The organism is Rhodococcus sp. NPDC057297, from assembly GCF_042667435.1.
GTDB lineage: Bacteria > Actinomycetota > Actinomycetes > Mycobacteriales > Mycobacteriaceae > Rhodococcoides.
In genome coordinates, this window is the sequence record NZ_JBHUZE010000007.1 from 246,905 (window position 1) to 262,524 (window position 15,620).

15 protein-coding genes are annotated in these 15,620 nt (G+C 64.7%); 7 read left to right on the plus strand and 8 right to left on the minus strand.

What is annotated here, in order from left to right; translation table 11 throughout:
* The first annotated feature begins 44 nt into the window (after positions 1–44).
* From ACFULT_RS20450 to ACFULT_RS20465, 4 genes are all read left to right on the plus strand, one after another.
* A complete protein-coding gene (locus ACFULT_RS20450; protein WP_378482255.1) occupies positions 45–1,535 on the plus strand; it encodes a CoA-acylating methylmalonate-semialdehyde dehydrogenase in 1,491 nt (496 codons plus the stop codon).
* A gap of 156 nt (positions 1,536–1,691) precedes the next feature.
* Positions 1,692–2,849 carry an iron-containing alcohol dehydrogenase gene (locus ACFULT_RS20455; RefSeq protein ID WP_378482256.1) on the plus strand — a complete coding sequence of 386 codons (1,158 nt, stop codon included), beginning with the start codon at positions 1,692–1,694 and terminating at the stop codon, positions 2,847–2,849.
* Positions 2,850–2,962: 113 nt separating this feature from the next.
* Positions 2,963–3,565: a superoxide dismutase gene (locus ACFULT_RS20460; protein WP_037110948.1), complete on the plus strand. Its 603-nt coding sequence runs from the start codon at positions 2,963–2,965 to the stop codon at positions 3,563–3,565.
* A gap of 84 nt (positions 3,566–3,649) precedes the next feature.
* The gene (locus tag ACFULT_RS20465) at positions 3,650–4,585 is read left to right on the plus strand and encodes an NAD(P)/FAD-dependent oxidoreductase (protein WP_378482257.1); all 936 of its coding nucleotides are present in this window, start codon (positions 3,650–3,652) and stop codon (positions 4,583–4,585) included.
* Here ACFULT_RS20465 and ACFULT_RS20470 read toward each other — a convergent pair.
* The 6 genes from ACFULT_RS20470 to ACFULT_RS20495 all read right to left on the minus strand — a co-directional run bounded on the left by ACFULT_RS20470 (position 4,582) and on the right by ACFULT_RS20495 (position 10,681).
* Positions 4,582–5,373: an MHYT domain-containing protein gene (locus tag ACFULT_RS20470; protein WP_378482258.1), complete on the minus strand. Its 792-nt coding sequence runs from the start codon at positions 5,371–5,373 to the stop codon at positions 4,582–4,584. The two genes, ACFULT_RS20465 and ACFULT_RS20470, sit on opposite strands and share 4 nt — an antisense overlap.
* Before the next feature lie 10 nt (positions 5,374–5,383).
* Complete coding sequence (locus tag ACFULT_RS20475) at positions 5,384–5,968, minus strand: ATP/GTP-binding protein (RefSeq protein WP_378482259.1); 585 nt, start codon at positions 5,966–5,968, stop codon at positions 5,384–5,386.
* Positions 5,949–6,326, minus strand: a complete 378-nt coding sequence (locus ACFULT_RS20480) for a DUF742 domain-containing protein (RefSeq protein WP_052059315.1) — start codon at positions 6,324–6,326, stop codon at positions 5,949–5,951. The genes ACFULT_RS20475 and ACFULT_RS20480 overlap by 20 nt, the downstream gene beginning before the upstream one ends.
* 120 nt (positions 6,327–6,446) lie before the next feature.
* Positions 6,447–6,860: a roadblock/LC7 domain-containing protein gene (locus ACFULT_RS20485; RefSeq protein WP_019667414.1), complete on the minus strand. Its 414-nt coding sequence runs from the start codon at positions 6,858–6,860 to the stop codon at positions 6,447–6,449.
* Positions 6,857–9,553: an ATP-binding protein gene (locus ACFULT_RS20490; RefSeq protein ID WP_378482260.1), complete on the minus strand. Its 2,697-nt coding sequence runs from the start codon at positions 9,551–9,553 to the stop codon at positions 6,857–6,859. The genes ACFULT_RS20485 and ACFULT_RS20490 overlap by 4 nt, the downstream gene beginning before the upstream one ends.
* Positions 9,554–9,817: 264 nt before the next feature.
* Positions 9,818–10,681 carry a LysR family transcriptional regulator ArgP gene (locus tag ACFULT_RS20495; RefSeq protein ID WP_094721409.1) on the minus strand — a complete coding sequence of 288 codons (864 nt, stop codon included), beginning with the start codon at positions 10,679–10,681 and terminating at the stop codon, positions 9,818–9,820.
* A gap of 69 nt (positions 10,682–10,750) precedes the next feature.
* Between ACFULT_RS20495 and ACFULT_RS20500 the strand changes: the two genes are divergently transcribed.
* Positions 10,751–11,374, plus strand: a complete 624-nt coding sequence (locus ACFULT_RS20500; RefSeq protein ID WP_378482261.1) for a LysE/ArgO family amino acid transporter — start codon at positions 10,751–10,753, stop codon at positions 11,372–11,374.
* A gap of 151 nt (positions 11,375–11,525) precedes the next feature.
* On the opposite strand, the gene ACFULT_RS20505 is transcribed toward ACFULT_RS20500, so the two are convergent.
* On the minus strand, positions 11,526–12,185 hold the full coding sequence (locus ACFULT_RS20505) for a TetR/AcrR family transcriptional regulator (RefSeq protein ID WP_378482262.1): 660 nt from the start codon (positions 12,183–12,185) through the stop codon (positions 11,526–11,528).
* A 66-nt stretch (positions 12,186–12,251) separates the two neighbouring features.
* On the opposite strand from ACFULT_RS20505, the gene ACFULT_RS20510 reads away from it, so the two are divergent.
* Positions 12,252–12,869, plus strand: a complete 618-nt coding sequence (locus ACFULT_RS20510) for a TetR/AcrR family transcriptional regulator (protein WP_094721404.1) — start codon at positions 12,252–12,254, stop codon at positions 12,867–12,869.
* Positions 12,870–12,872: 3 nt separating this feature from the next.
* On the opposite strand, the gene ACFULT_RS20515 is transcribed toward ACFULT_RS20510, so the two are convergent.
* Positions 12,873–14,423 carry a helix-turn-helix domain-containing protein gene (locus tag ACFULT_RS20515; RefSeq protein ID WP_378482263.1) on the minus strand — a complete coding sequence of 517 codons (1,551 nt, stop codon included), beginning with the start codon at positions 14,421–14,423 and terminating at the stop codon, positions 12,873–12,875.
* Between the two features lie 132 nt (positions 14,424–14,555).
* Between ACFULT_RS20515 and ACFULT_RS20520 the strand changes: the two genes are divergently transcribed.
* The gene (locus tag ACFULT_RS20520) at positions 14,556–15,620 is read left to right on the plus strand and encodes an ABC transporter substrate-binding protein (protein ID WP_094721401.1); all 1,065 of its coding nucleotides are present in this window, start codon (positions 14,556–14,558) and stop codon (positions 15,618–15,620) included.

Genomic DNA, 15,620 nt, shown 5'->3' on the forward strand with positions numbered 1-15,620 from the left:
CGAGACAAGGTGGATGTCACAACGCCGAGACGAAGGAACCTTTCGTGAGCACAATTTCGCACTGGTACGACAACAAGCCGTTCGCTGGTACCTCCACCACCACTGCACCGGTCACCAACCCCGCCACCGGCGAGGTCACCGGCCAGCTCGCACTGGCCAACCTCGGCGACGCACGCACCGTCATCGACGCCGCCGCAGCCGCCTTCCCCGCCTGGCGCGACACCTCCCTCGCCAAACGCACCCAAATCCTGTTCAACTTCCGCGAACTACTCAACAAGAAAAAAGGCGAACTCGCCGAGATCATCACCGCCGAACACGGCAAAGTCCTCTCCGACGCCCTCGGCGAAATCAGCCGCGGCCAAGAAGTCGTCGAATTCGCCTGCGGCATCCCCCACCTCCTCAAAGGCGGCTACACCGAGAACGCCTCGACCAAAGTCGACGTCTACTCCATCCGCCAACCGCTCGGACCCGTCGGCATCATCTCCCCCTTCAACTTCCCCGCCATGGTCCCGATGTGGTTCTTCCCCGTCGCCATCGCCGCCGGCAACACCGTAGTACTCAAGCCGTCCGAAAAAGACCCCACCGCCAGCATCTGGCTCGCGCAGCTGTGGGAAGAAGCAGGCCTACCCCCCGGCGTGTTCAACGTCCTCCAGGGCGACAAACTCGCCGTCGACGAACTCCTCGAAAACAAGAAGATCAAGTCGATCTCCTTCGTCGGCTCCACCCCCATCGCCCAATACGTCTACGCCACCGGCACCGCCAACGGCAAACGCGTCCAAGCCCTCGGCGGGGCGAAGAACCACGCCATCGTCCTCCCCGACGCCGACCTGGATTTGGCTGCCGACGCCATGGTCAACGCCGGCTTCGGCTCCGCAGGCGAACGCTGCATGGCCATCTCCGCCCTCGTCGCCGTCGGCGACATCGCCGACACCCTCGTCGCCAAAATCGTCGAACGCACCACCCCACTGGTCACCGGCGACGGCACCCGCGGCGCCGACATGGGCCCCCTCGTCACCCAAGCCCACCGCGACAAAGTCGCCTCCTACATCGACGCCGGCGAAGCCGACGGCGCCACCATCGTCGTCGACGGCCGCGGCGTCAAAGCAGACGGCGGCGACAACGGATTCTGGCTCGGACCAACACTCATCGACAACGTCAAAACCGACATGAGCATCTACACCGACGAAATCTTCGGACCCGTCCTCTCCGTCGTCCGCGTCGACACCTACGACCAAGCCCTCGAACTGATCAACAACAACCCCTACGGCAACGGCACCGCCATCTTCACCAACGACGGCGGCGCAGCCCGACGCTTCCAGAACGAAGTCGAAGTAGGCATGATCGGCATCAACGTCCCCATCCCCGTCCCCATGGCCTACTACAGCTTCGGCGGCTGGAAAAACTCGCTGTTCGGCGACACCCACGCCCACGGCACCGAAGGAATCCACTTCTTCACCCGCGGCAAAGCCGTCACCTCCCGCTGGCTCGACCCCAGCCACGGCGGCATCAACCTCGGCTTCCCCGAAAACAACTAACCCCCCACGTGAGTGGAAATGTAGGCCTGAGCTCAGGAGCGGAACCCGCGGAGCGAGCAGAGAGCACCTACATTTCCACTCACGACGAGGTCAGGCCGCGTCGGTGGCCGATAGTGTGCAGGCAAGTGCGCTGACGTATCTACAAAGGAGTAGGACATGGTTGCCAACATCTCGTTCCCGCGTTTTCTCAAGCTCGGGCCAGGAGCCGTGGAGAGCCTCGGCGACGTGCTGACCGACTTGAACGTGCAGCGCCCCTTGCTTGTCACCGATGCGTTCATGGTGAGCAACGGCTCAGCGGAACGGCTCATGAAGATCATCACCGGAGCGGGCAAAGAGGGCGCACTGTTCTCCGGAACCGTCCCGGACCCCACCACCGAGTCCCTGCACGCAGGCTTGGCTGCGGCGGCAGCCCACGACGCAGACGCAGTCATCGGGTTCGGCGGTGGCAGCCCGATGGACACAGCCAAAGCCCTCGCGGTGTTGTCGAAGCAGGGCGGCGAGATGCGCGACTACAAGGCACCACGCCAGTACACGGGGCCTGCGTTACCCATCATCGCGATTCCGACGACCGCCGGAAGCGGTTCGGAGGCAACACAGTTCACGATCATCACGGATGTCACGTCGGACGAGAAGATGTTGTGTCCCGGCCTGTCGTTTCTTCCCATAGCGTCGATCGTGGATTCCGAATTGACTGCATCCATGCCGCCCCGCTTGACCGCGGACACCGGCGTCGACGCGTTGACCCACGCGATCGAGGCCTACGTGAGCAAGAAAGCCAACCCGATCTCCGACGGACTCGCATTGTCCGCGATGCGGACCATCGGCCGGTTTCTGTTGCGCGCGTACAGGGATGGCTCCGACACCGAAGCGCGCGAGGCGATGATGCATGCGTCGACCCAGGCAGGTATGGCGTTCTCCAACTCCAGCGTCTGCCTGGTTCACGGCATGAGCCGTCCGATCGGAGCGCACTTCCATGTCGCACACGGCCTGTCGAACGCAATGCTGCTCCCCGCCGTCACGGCGTTCTCCATCCCCGGGGCTCGCGACCGGTATGCCGAGTGCGCTCGCCAACTCGGTGCGGCCGGACGCACGGATTCCGATGACATCGCGTCCGCGCGGCTGATCGAGTTCATCGACACCCTGTGCTCCGATGTCGAGGTCCCGCGCCCGAGCACCTACGGTATCGACGAAGCCAAGTGGGACAGTCTGATTCCGCTCATGGCCGAGCAGGCATTGGCGTCGGGATCGCCGGGCAACAACCCCGTCGTGCCGACGGCCGACGAGATCGCAGATCTGTATCGCTCCGTGTTCTGACCGCGCACGGCCACAGCCCACGCGTACACCATCACCGGGCTGGGCTTGACCTCGAGTGCAGTCGAGGTTCGAGAATGGTCATGTACCGATCGAACAGACCCGAAAGCGAGATTATGACCACCGACAAGTACGTACTACCCGAACTGACGTACGACTACGCTGCCCTCGAACCGCACATCAGCGGCGAGATCATGGAGCTTCATCATTCGAAGCACCATGCGGCCTACGTCGCGGGCGCGAACACCGCACTCGAACAGCTCGCGGCTGCACGTGAATCCGACGATCATTCACGGATCTTCCTGCACGAGAAGAATCTTGCGTTCCATCTGGGCGGGCATCGCAATCACACTCAGTTCTGGACCAACATCTCCCCGGACGGTGGCGACAAGCCTGTCGGTGAGCTCGCGGCCGCCATCGACGATCAGTTCGGGTCCTTCGACAAGTTCCGCGCACAGTTCACTGCTGCAGCGAACGGACTGCAGGGTTCCGGTTGGGCAGTTCTCGGCTGGGACGAACTGGGCAGGCGACTGCTCACGTTCCAACTCTACGATCAGCAGGCCAACGTCCCTCTCGGGATCACTCCCCTTCTGCTGTTGGACATGTGGGAGCACGCGTTCTATCTCCAGTACAAGAACGTCAAGGCGGAATACGTCACGGCGTTCTGGAACCTGGTCGACTGGGCGGACGTCGCACGCCGTGGACCGTGGAACGACTAGTGTCTCGCGTATGAGGATTTCGGGACGACGCTCGGTGTCGATGACGATGACGAGAGCGACGACGACGAGGGCGACGAGCCGATCGTGAGCCCCCCCAGTACTCCGGTCACCATCGTCGGCGCGGGAATGGCCGGCGCCGCATGCGCGGTCGCGCTCAGGGACGGCGGCGTCGAGTGTCGTCTCGTCGATCGCGGCCGTGCTGTGGGCGGGCGGATGGCGTCTCCGCAACTGCACGGTCGCCGTGTCGACATCGGCGCGGGCTATTTCACCGTGCGCGACGACGGTTTCGCCGAGTTGGTCGAGGCGTGGAAAGTAGCAGGTCTCGCCAGGCCGTGGACCGACACGTTCGGGGTACTGGCTCCAGGCGCAGACGCCACCACCACGACGGGTCCAACAAGGTGGGCGACTCCAGGTGGGTTGCGTTCACTGGTCAGGGACGTGTTGGGGGGCGCTGGCCCGGGCGAGATCACGGCCGAATCCACCGAGCTCACCGCGCTTCCCGACGGCATCGTCGTGTTGGCGATGCCGGATCCGCAGGCATCGAGACTCGTCGACGTGCCGGACCCGGTGAACTACGACGCTGCTCTCACCGTGGTCGCCGGGTTCGAGGACATGCCGTTGCCGTTCGAGAACGCAGCGTTCGTCAATGCGCATCCCGTCATAGAGTTCCTCGCCGACGACGGGGCGCGGCGCGGCGACTCGGCGCCGGTTCTCGTCGCGCACACCACCGCGGACTTCGCCCGTGCGCATCTGAGAGACCCGGAATCGGCGGTGGCGCAGACGGTTGCGGCGGTTCGCTCTGTGACCGGTCTGCGGGCTCCGTCGTGGACGCACGTTCATCGGTGGACCTTCGCGAAGCCCGCGCAGGCACACGACTCGACCTTCCGTTCGGTCGATCTCGCGAGCGGCCCTGTCTACTTCGCGGGCGATCAGTGGAGTCCGTCGGGGCCACCTCGCGTCGAGAGTGCATGGAGGTCGGGTACGGACGCGGGCCGCGCGATCTGCGCCAGGTTGTCCTAGCTCACGCGAGAGGGCGCCTGCGGCTGGTCGAGGTGCATCGATTCGATGTCGTCGTCCTCGTCGTCGGTGAGCGTGAACAATGCTGCGATCGGTGCCGCGAGCGCCAGGAGTCCGATGACGAAGACCGGGAACAGGAATCCGAACACTTCGAGCCCCGCTGGTACGGGTGCGTCCGGGTCGACGGTGACGCGCATGGCAGCCATCCCGGTGTAGTGCATTCCGACGACTGCGACGCCCATGACAAGACCTGCGGCCAGCAACAACATCGGTTTCTGTAGGACCAGGGTGAACCACAGAGACAATGTGCCTGCAACGACGGCGATGGCCACGGAGACGGCGACGAGAGTCGTGTCGTAGGACACCGAACCCTGGATGCGGACTGCGTTCATTCCGGTGTAATGCATGACGTTGACGGCGATTCCCATCACGACGCCACCGACGAGGAGCGTCCAGATGTTGACCTTGCGACCGATGATGAGCAGTCCGACGAGGGTCGCTCCGATTGCCAGTAACGCCGAGACGACGGTCCACAGAAGGTCGTACCGCGCGACGCTGCCGGTCACGGTGAATCCGAGCATGGCGATGAAGTGCATCAGCCAGATGCCGATACCCCCGATCGAGACTGCCGCCATCGTCAACCATCCGAATCGAGCACGCGGTGACGAGACGACCGCGGATTGCCTGGTACAGGCGAGGCCGACGACACAGCCCACGACGGACACTCCGTAGGCGAGGAACACGAGCCAGATGCCCATCGAGAAATGCTGCATCTCGTGTGAATGATCCATGGTGTTGCTCCTAGGTTGCCGAGTGCACGCGGTCGAGGGCGTACTCGGTGAGGGTGATGAGGGCGTCGCGTACGGAATCCGCGCGTCGCGCATCGACTTTGACTATCGGCACGAACGGGGCGATCGCGAGTGCTTCGCGGATGTCGTCGATCTCGAATCGCTGCGCACCGTCGAACTCGTTGACGGCGACGACGAAGGGAAGTCCACGAGCTTCGAAGTAGTCGATCGCCGCGAAGCAGTCGTCGAGACGACGCGTGTCGATGAGGACGATCGAACCGACGGCACCGCGAACCAGGTCGTCCCACATGAACCAGAATCGCCGCTGGCCCGGCGTACCGAACAGGTAGAGCACCAGGTCGTCCGAGAGTGTGATTCGGCCGAAGTCCATGGCAACGGTCGTGGTCGATTTGCTGCCCGCGGAGTCCAGTTCGTCGATTCCTTCGGATTCGTCGGTGATCATCGCTTCGGTTCGCAGCGGCACGATCTCCGATACCGCACCGACGAGTGTCGTCTTGCCGACGCCGAATCCACCTGCGACGACGATTTTCGTCGAAGCCGCCGTCCGACCTCTCGCGTCAGAGTGCGCGTAGTCCACGAAGTGTCCTTCCGATGAGTTCGCGGCGCTCGGCCGCAGTGGCGTCGTCGTCGAGAGTCGCCGACACACGCAATGTTCCAGATTCGACGAGGTCACCGACGAGTACGCGGGCGACACCGAGGGGCAGGCTCAGGCGCGCGGAGATCTCGGCCACGGACGGGCTCTCCATGCACAGCGCGACGATTTTCGATCTCATGTCGCTGGGCGGCCACATACTCGTCACGACCGGGGAGACGGTGTGCACGGGAGCTTCGAGAGGAAGGTAGACCTCAGATCGTGTTCGGCCCGCGGTGAGGGTGTACGGCCTCACCAGATTCGGCGTCGGTGCCGCCTCGTCGAACCCGTCCGAATCATTGATGCCCACAGGGGCTTCGGGCGCAGACTCGTCGGTCGACTCGGGTGTGCCTGATCGATCGCGCGAGTCGACCTCGCTCACCGCATCGTCTACTTCAGGGGTTTCCGACGGTGTCACCGTGCATCACCGATCTCGTATCCGCGCGGCCGGCTGCACCATGCTGCCCACACGATCGACCAGCACGGCCATTTCGTAGCCGACCTGGCCGATGTCGCACGATGCTGCCGTCAGTGCCGCGAGGTGCGATCCATCGCCGACGCTCATCAGCAGCAGGTAACCGTTCTCCATCTCCACGATGGACTGGAGCACCGGACCACCGTCGAAGAGTCGCGCGGCGCCGGAGGACAGGCTCGCCAGACCGGACGTCACCGCAGCCAGCTGCTCGGCGCGTTCACGAGGTAGTTGTTCGCTGGTCGCCATCAGCAACCCGTCCGCCGAGACCAGTACGGAGTGCGCGACTCCGACGATGTCGCGTGCGAAGTTCGACACGAGCCAGTCCAGGGACCGATCGGGGGTCGACGCGATGGGGTGGTTCATTCGCCTTCTTCCGTTCTGTGTCGGCCGGTGACGTCTTCGGCGCGTCCGGTGCGGACACCGGTGAAGTGATTGGTGAGTTTCTCGCGTACGGCGTCGGGTGACCGTGTGCGCGACGACGTCGGCGTGTCTTCCCGGCTGTGCGTCGGGGTGCGCCCGGTGTCGACGGCGCCCGGGACCAGTCGGGCACCTGGTCTACGAAGGGGCAGACCGGAGTCCGTTTTGGTGCGTGCGCGCGCGTCGTCGGCGTTCTCGGCGGCGGCCCAGCCTGCGTCCGCCGGTGAAGACCAGGTGCGCGAACGGCCCTGTCCGGTGGCAGGGTCGACGAGCCACTCGGAGACCATTCGCTGATAGATCGGCATGGCCTGGGTCGGCGGTGCCAGCGGATCCGGCGGTGGTGGGGTCGCGTCCTCGGTTCCCGACGCGGTGTCGTTCTTCGCCGCGAGCGCGGCAGGGCGAGCGCCGAAGAACGACGATGTGTCCGAGGTCCGCCTGACGGCAGCTACGTCGCCGGACGGGGCCGCTTCGGCTCTGCCGGACGATATGGCGATGTGCTCGTCGACGCCGCTCGCGCCCGGACGACGCCGGGGAAGCGATGCGGCGGTGACGTCCTGTGTGTCGTCGGAGTGACCGTTACGCGTCTGGGCGACGTATCCGTTCTGCTCGGCCGGCGTCGGAGCGTCGGCACCCGGCGACGGCACTCCTGCCGACGCGAGTCCGTCGAGCGCGAGGAGCGACACCGGACCCGTTCGTTCCGTAGCTGTTTCGGCGTCCGTCGCAGTGTTCGGAGGTGCACCGTTGCGCGGTGACGGCGCAGATTTCGATCGACCTGCCGACAGGTCCCTGCGATTGGCGCGGACGTTCTCGGCCGTCGGGAATGTCGTCACGACGAGTGACACGGGTATGTGGACGCTGACGGTCACTCCCGACGCCCCTCCTTGTACCTGTGTCGCGCGTAGTCGTACCGTCACTCCGTGGCGCTGCGCGAGACGCCCGACCACGAACAAGCCCATCCGACGCGCTGTTTCGGGCGTGACTTCACCGCCGGCGGACAGCCGCTCGTTGGTTTCTTCGATGTCCGCTGCAGGCATACCCAGCCCGCGGTCGGCGACTTCGAGCAGGATTCCGCCTTCGACAGCGCGGGCGGCGGTGACGGCCACGGCACTGTCGGGCGGTGAGTAGCGCAGTGCGTTGTCGATCAGCTCGGCGACCAGGTGGACGATGTCCGCTGCTGCTGCCGCGGTGAGCGCGGCTTCCGGCACGTCGAGCATGAGGACGCGGCGGTAGTCCTCGACCTCCGACACGGCCGCGCTCATCACCGCGTCGAGTGCGACGGGGCGGTCACCCTGTGCACGGCGCGACGGGGTGCCTGCCAGCACCATGAGGTTGGCACCGTTTCGGCGCATCCTGGTGGCCAGGTGATCGAGGCGGAAGAGGCTGTCGAGGCGGCGCGGGTCGTCCTCGTCGCGTTCCAGTTCTTCGATCAAGGCCAGCTGCTGGTCGACGAGCGATCGGCTTCGGCGGGAAAGCGTTTCGAACATGTTGCCGACCTGCACTCGAAGGCGCGCCTGTTCGCCGGCAAGCTGCAGCGCTTCCTCGTGGATGGCGTCGACCGCGCGGGCAAGCTGGCCGATCTCCTCCTGCGTGTGGACGGGGATCGGCACGATCTCCGGGGTGTGTCCACCGGATCTGATGCTTTCGATCTCAGCGGGGAGCGCGCGTTGAGCGACACCGAGTGCGCCCAACCGGAGCCTGCGGATGGGGCGGACGAGCGAGCGAGCGACGATCAGCGCGAGCACGAGTGCGGTAAGGACCGAGCCGAGTACGAGGGCGGTGTCGCGCAACGCGACCGAGCGACTCTCGGTGGCCTCGGACGTCAGTGTCTCGACGAGGCGGCCTGCGTATCGGTCCGCGATGGAGGTGTAGATATCGGTGGACTGTCCGGCCGAGAGGAACGGATTGGTGGGTCCCCCGCTTGCCGCTGCGGAGTACATTCCAAGCCTGGTGTCGAATTGTGCTTGCAGCGCTTGCACTTCGGCGGACTCCGGACCGAGGACGGTCGAGAGTGCTGCGATGTCGGCGGCTTCGCTGCCCGCGGCTCGGTTGACCTCGTCGAGAATCGTGACGTCGGGGGTGGAGACGAGAAGCTGCTGGGTCTGCGCGGCGCGGCGACCGGACATGGCGTCGACGATGGTCGACGTGAGGGTTCGAGGCTCGGCGCTCTCGACGGACAAGCCGTCGGCGATCAGCTCTGCGATCGATTCGGTGACGGCCGATGCGACACCGACGCGCTCGACGGGGGCTACCGGGCCTTGCCGCAGCCTGTCGCTCAGTTGCTCCGCGCCGGAGACGGCGCTCTCGAAGTCGACGAGGGCGCCTGCCTCGGGGCCTCCGCCATCCTGGTCTCCGCTGGTTCCGAGCGCGTCGCGCACGGCGGTGAGACCGGATTGCACTTCCTCGCCGGAATTCGGCACACCGCTCAGCGCGAGATCTCCGACGGCCTTGTCGAGGGCGAGCAGCGGCGTCACGATTCGTGAATTGTCGGCAGCGGCAGACAGATCGGCTGCGGCGGACAGTTCGGTCTGGATGCGGAGAGCACCGAAACCCATTGCGAGAATCAACGGCAGCGCGACGACGGCCGCGACCTTGGCCCGAACGGGCCATGCAGAGAGCGACCACGTGCGTTCGGTGGGCACCGTGTTCGGTGGTTCGGTTCCAATTTCGACCACTAGCCGGACTCGCTTCGACTCTGCCCAGGGCGGGCGGGGACAAGGGCGGGCTGACAGCTCCCGTGAACACAGACCCGTCCGTGCAGGCTGTGAAACACAACAAACCGCCCGGACTTATTCTGTCCCGAGAACATATACCAAGATCCTGTTTCGGGAAAGATTTACGACTTTATGACTTTTTGAGAACCATTCACCGACGGACACGCTTCTGTACTTGTCGAGTCCGGGCGGTCAGTCCAGCGAACACCCCGCCGCAGCGACGATCACCGACGCCAACTCGGCCAAGGCGGCCGTTTTCAACGTCCACTGCTGCCAGTAGAGCGAGACGTCGACGCCGGTGCCCGGCGCGAGATCGACGACGTCCACTCCGGTGCGCATTCTGTCGATCTGCTGTCGAGGCAGGACGGCCCATCCCATTCCGAGCCTCACCGCTTCGGCGAAGTCGGCTGACGACGGCACGAAGTGCGTGGGACCTGCACGCCTCGTCACACCCCACTGTTCGAGATATCGGTGTTGTAGGTCATCGGAGCGATCGAACACGATCATCGGCGCACGGGACAATGCGTTGCCCGACGGTCCGTCGCGGAACCAGGTTTCATGGAATTCGGGCGAGCACATCGGCCGATACTTCATCACCCCGAGACGAGTGACCGAGCACCCTTGCACTGCGTCCGCTGACGTGGTGACGGCCGCGACGACCACTCCTTGACGCAGCAATTCCGCGGAGTGGTCCTGGTCCTCCCTCTTGATGTCGAACTCCATACGGTGCGACAGCTGTGCCAGCGCAGGGAGAACCCATGTGTTGAGCGAGTCACCGTTCACGGCAATCGGTATCGATGCGGGCGTGCCTGGAGTCAGCTCTGCGACGAGTGTTCCTATCTGTTGTGCCAGCCGCAGGTAGGGCATTCCCGCCTCGGTGATCCGCGCTGGTTTGGAGCGGTGAACCAGCACTGTCCCCACCGATGTCTCGAGCGCTTTGATCCGTTGACTGACTGCCGAAGGCGTGATGTGCAATTGAGTGGCCGCGGAGTCGAACGAGCCCTCGGACACCACGGCGGCGAGGGCGTGAAGCTGTGACAGGTCGGGTTCGTGCATAAGCAACACTAATCCTGATGAAGTAATATTCGCTGTACTTCAGATCCGACCGTTTCTAGCCTTTGCTCCATGACGTTCGCACTCGGTCCCACCCTCGCGGGCTTGGCTTTCGGCCTGTCGCTCATCGTGGCCATCGGAGCTCAGAACGCGTTCGTTCTGAGGCAAGGGATCGCGCGGACGCACGTGTTTCCTGTCGTCGCGGTCTGCGCGGTGTCGGACGTCGTCCTCATCGCGGCCGGCGTCGCCGGGGCGGGTTTCCTCGTCGACAACTCCCCCTCCGTGATGACCATCGCCTATTGGGGTGGCGCTGCCTTCCTTCTCGGGTACGGCGCTTTGTCGATACGTCGCGCGCTGCGCCCGGCCGCCATGACTGCGGATCGCCCGTCGCAACCGGCCCGGGTCGGCACCGTCATCGTGACAGCGGTGGCGCTGACATGGCTGAATCCGCACGTGTACCTGGATACCGTGGTCCTTCTCGGATCAGTGGCGGCAACGTACGACACCGCGCGAATCTGGTTCGGAATCGGAGCGTGTACCGCGAGCCTTCTGTGGTTCACCGCGCTCGGATACGGCGCCCGCCTCCTGCAACCGGCATTTGCGAAACCGGTGGCCTGGCGAATCCTCGACGGCGCGATTGCTGCGTTCATGATCGCACTGGGCTCGACCCTAGCGGCACAAGCAATCAACAGTTAGCTCACTGATATTCGTGGCGGTCGGAGTTCATCAGCGGGCTGCCCCGGCGCGCTACGGCGGCGCGAATTACGCGGTCTCCCATAGAATCTCCAGAGCGGTACCGCGACGGCAGCACTGGAAAACGAGCACGTTCGGTGCGAGCGCCTGCACCTCAGGAGTCGTCAGCCGCCCCCGCGCCGACGATGATGCGTTGGCCGACCGTCACCACGGCGCGGCTCAAACTCTTGGATGCGTGCTTGCTCAACGGACCTTCGTCCATGCGGAGGGCGTGCACGATCATCAGCAGTTCGATGAGCGTCCGAGTGGACAAGGTATGCGTGGCATGCTGACTCGCGGCAGCGCGGCGGCTGAGTGGTGCGGGGCTCGGCGGCAGGTACTCGAACGCGCGTTGTACGTGAGCTTCCTCGAACTCCCGTCGTAGCACCGACGCCTCAGCCGTGGCACCGGGCAGGTGGTAGTGCAACAGGCGTGACTCGTCGGGATGCGACTCGACCCATTTCCACACGGCGAGGATCACGGCCTCGAGCGACGGATCGTCATCGCCCTCCTGGGCACGAACCTGGGCTACGACGGCGTCGACCATGTCGAGCACCTGCCGCATGGCCAGCTCGAACAGCTCGTCCTTGCCCGCGAAGTGGTAGTAGACGGCCGATGGAACGACGTCCGCTTCGATCGCGACGTCCTGAATACTCGCGTCCGAGAAGCTCTTTGCTGCGAAGACTTTGATTGCCGCCGACACGATCTCGTGCCGCCTCGATGGCCTGTGCGGTGATTTCTTGCCCATGCCGACGCCCGCCCCCTTCTCGCTCACCTGGAAGTCTCACCTCTCGTTCGCCGAAGCACTAGTGTTGCATGACCCCGTTACAGAGGAGATCGAATGTCGGCAACAGTCAAGCGGCCCGCTCACCGTCCGTCGCGGCGGGGCGTCATAGTCTCCACCGCTTTCGAACTGTTCGCCGCCCGACCCGCTGATTCGATCACTGTCGCCGACATCGCGGCCGCCGCCGACATGACATCTGCGGCCATCTACTACCACTACCCTTCGCGTGAGGAAATTCTCCTGGAGGGCCTGCGGGAGTTCGCCGCCGACTACGTGAACGAAGTGGAACGCATCGCAACGGAGGTCGTGATTCCCGAGCGGCAAATGGGAGCACTCGTCGCGCCGTTCGTGAAGTGGCTCGGCGACAACCGAACAGCCGCAACGGTGTATTTCGTCGCCTCCCGCGGCGCCAGCCAGCAAGTGGAGGCGATTCGGCGCGAGAACGCGCTCGTTCTGATTCCCGCCCTGGCGGCAGCCGCGAAGAAGGTCAGAGGGAAAGTGCCGGCTGCAGAAGCAGGAGTCATCGCGGTGGCGACGATCTCCGAGATCGAGATTTTCGCGTCGGCGTTCCTGTCCGACGACCGATCCTTCACGACGCTGGGGCGTCGCCGTTTCATCGAAGAGGGCGCGCGTCTGGCGGACCGCATCGCCGGAACAACGAAGCCGACGGACTGACGTCTAGGCCAGGACCACACTTTCGCGGGATTCTCGCCACCCGTACCTGCGATATTCGGTCGGCGTCATGCCCTGGGTCTCGTGGAACACCTTCGTGAAGCCCGACGAGTGCGCATACCCGAGCAGGCGTGCGATCTCGCCGGCGGTGCGGCCCTCACCGAGATATCGGCGCGCCAGAGTCATTCGAACGTGCGACCGCCAACGCGGAAAAGTCTGCCCGACGGTCTGCACGAAACAGTCATGTAATGCCCGTGCGTCGATGCCGGCATCCTGTGCCCACTCGCACAGGTGCTTGTCTTCGGACGGTTTCTCGTGCACGGAGGCGACGATCGTGTTCACCACGCCTCGAATCCGGTCCTGCGCGGCGCCCACGAGCGCGGGCTCTGCGGATCTGCACGCGAGATCGATCAGTCTGTGCTCGTCGTGCATGACGGGACGAACCCGGCTGTAGTTGGCCACGACTGTGTGGAGAAGGTAGCTCTCGGATTCGAGGGGAAAGTGCACAACAGCGTCGAATCGACGCCCTGCGTCCGGCACTCGGCTGTCCCTCGACCCGAGCGGAAGCACGAGCGAACCGGGTTCGGTGTCGATTCGGTTGCGCACACCTGCCGGCAGGACAATCGCGTCTCCTCGGCGCAGCGTGACCACCCTCCCCCCGACCGTGAAGCGCGCCCTCCCCCGGTACACCCAGACGAGAACGTGAAAGTCGTTGACCCGCGGCCACGTCTCACCGCCGGGTACGTCAGGGGCCGGAGACATGGTGACGTCGGTAGCGAGCGACGTCGAGCACAACTTTCCGTCCGTGGCCCGAGACCGGACGAACACGCTCGGAGCGAGACCGGTGTGACGCCGAAACGCCCGGGTGAACCCTCCAGCCGTCGCGAAGCCCACCCGATTCGCTACCCACCCGATGTCGCGCCCCGACGCGAGATGCTCGACCGACACGGCAATACGTGCCGCGGCTCGCCAGTGCGACAAGGACAACCCGGTTTCGTCGACGAATTGTCGTTGCAGCGTCCTGGTTCCGACGTGAACGGAGCGAGCCAGCTCGGCGAGGTCCGCGTCGTGTTCCGGTGAGTCGACGAATCGTTTCGCGACGGCGAATGCCTCAGCCGACGTCGGCATCGGTGGCGCGCCGACAGTGTTGGCGGCTTCGTGAGCGGAAGCGGCGCCCGAGAGAAGTTCCGTGAGGCCGTCGGGTGTCGTTCTCACACCTCGCATGTATCCGAGAGATCTCGCGAACCTGTGAACCAACCAGTCATGCCACGTCTCTCGGACACTCAGTCGAACCACGTTCTCGATGGCAGGCACCTCGTCACGCGGTACGGCAATCGGAAAGACGATCGAGTGTGCCCCCACGTCGAGCTTGAATCTGTGTCCAGGGGGGACCAGAACCGCCTCGGCCGCAGCGAGAGTCAGAACACGCCCTCCGACGTGCACGTCGGCCTCGCCCGACAGAACCCAGAAGAGAACGGCCTCGCGCGCAGTCGTGAAGACGTGGGTGACGACAGGCGGTATCGAGGCGTCGACGCGGATCACCGGGTAGTTCGTCAATGCCGCTCCTGTTGCTCCGGTGTCCGCCGAGTGCAAGAAATTGGCACTTCGCGGCGACTCGACCCGTGCGACCAAGGATAGCCTTACTCGCCTTGCTCTACGTCACCGACCCCACTGATCGAAAGAAGAACAATGTCGCGCTCACGCGCCCTACGCCATGGATCGACGGTGGCAGCCGTCGCGCTCGCCGCGATCATCGTGCTCACATCGTGTTCCGGCGGCACCCCCGATTCCGTTCCGGTCGGTCTGCCCGCGTCCATGCCTCCCGCCGAGGGACACACCCAGTACCCAGTCACTTTGGAATCCCCCTGGGGATCAACGATTCTCGAACACCGGCCCACCCGCATCGCTGCGGTCGTCCCGAATGCGATCGACGCGGAGCTACTACTCGCCCTCGGCGTGACCCCGGTCTTGGCGTCGTCGATGATCAGCGACTCGTCGGCATATCTCGACGCGTACGGCGCCACTGACCTGACGACATACCCTTTCACCGTCGGCGGTAGCCTCCCCGTCGAGGCCGTGGCTGCCTCCGAACCCGATCTGATCGTGACCGTGGGATGGAACGCGGGGCTGGGTGGCGCCGACTTGGCCGGCTACTACAACCAACTCTCGGAGATCGCACCCGTTCTCACGAACGCTGAAGCGTCGTCATCGGTGATGATTCCGTGGCAGGAATCCATCGTGGACCTCGGAGAGGCGTTGGATCTACCCGGTGCCGCCGCCGCGGTGATCGACGAGCACGAAGCACGCTTCGAGACCGTGCGCGAGCAGAATCCGCAGTTCGCGGGACGGACTGCGACGTGGGCAATCTGGTACGGCACAGGAACCGGTCTGCAGTACTTCTCGCAACCGGAGTCTGCGCCCGAATCCTTCTTGCTCGAGCTCGGTTTCGCACCCAATCCGCTGGCCAAGCCTTTCGAGGCAGTCCGACAAGTCAGCGACGAACTGATGAGCTCGATCGACGCGGACGTCTTGATCCTCGGCCGCAGCAGCGCGAGTTCTGACGCCGAATACCAGCAGTTGGTCGAGAGTCCGCTGTTCAACACGCTGCAGTCGGTGTCGACTGGTCACTTCGCCCAGGTACCACCGCTCACTCCGGACGGTGGCGATGTGTTGTGGGCAGTGACGAGCGGCGGACCCATCGGGAACGCATGGGCCGCAGACCACATACTCCCGCTGGTGTCCGCCGCAGTCTGA

Bases quoted from the DNA above. Each gene is read 5' to 3' on its own strand.
- ACFULT_RS20455 (WP_378482256.1), top strand. From the start codon at position 1,692: ATGGTTGCCAACATCTCGTTCCCGCGTTTTCTCAAGCTCGGGCCAGGA.
- ACFULT_RS20460 (WP_037110948.1), top strand. From the start codon at position 2,963: ATGACCACCGACAAGTACGTACTACCCGAACTGACGTACGACTACGCT.
- ACFULT_RS20470 (WP_378482258.1), bottom strand. From the start codon at position 5,373: ATGGATCATTCACACGAGATGCAGCATTTCTCGATGGGCATCTGGCTC.
- ACFULT_RS20485 (WP_019667414.1), bottom strand. From the start codon at position 6,860: ATGAACCACCCCATCGCGTCGACCCCCGATCGGTCCCTGGACTGGCTC.
- ACFULT_RS20495 (WP_094721409.1), bottom strand. From the start codon at position 10,681: ATGCACGAACCCGACCTGTCACAGCTTCACGCCCTCGCCGCCGTGGTG.
- ACFULT_RS20500 (WP_378482261.1), top strand. From the start codon at position 10,751: ATGACGTTCGCACTCGGTCCCACCCTCGCGGGCTTGGCTTTCGGCCTG.
- ACFULT_RS20510 (WP_094721404.1), top strand. From the start codon at position 12,252: ATGTCGGCAACAGTCAAGCGGCCCGCTCACCGTCCGTCGCGGCGGGGC.
- ACFULT_RS20520 (WP_094721401.1), top strand. From the start codon at position 14,556: ATGTCGCGCTCACGCGCCCTACGCCATGGATCGACGGTGGCAGCCGTC.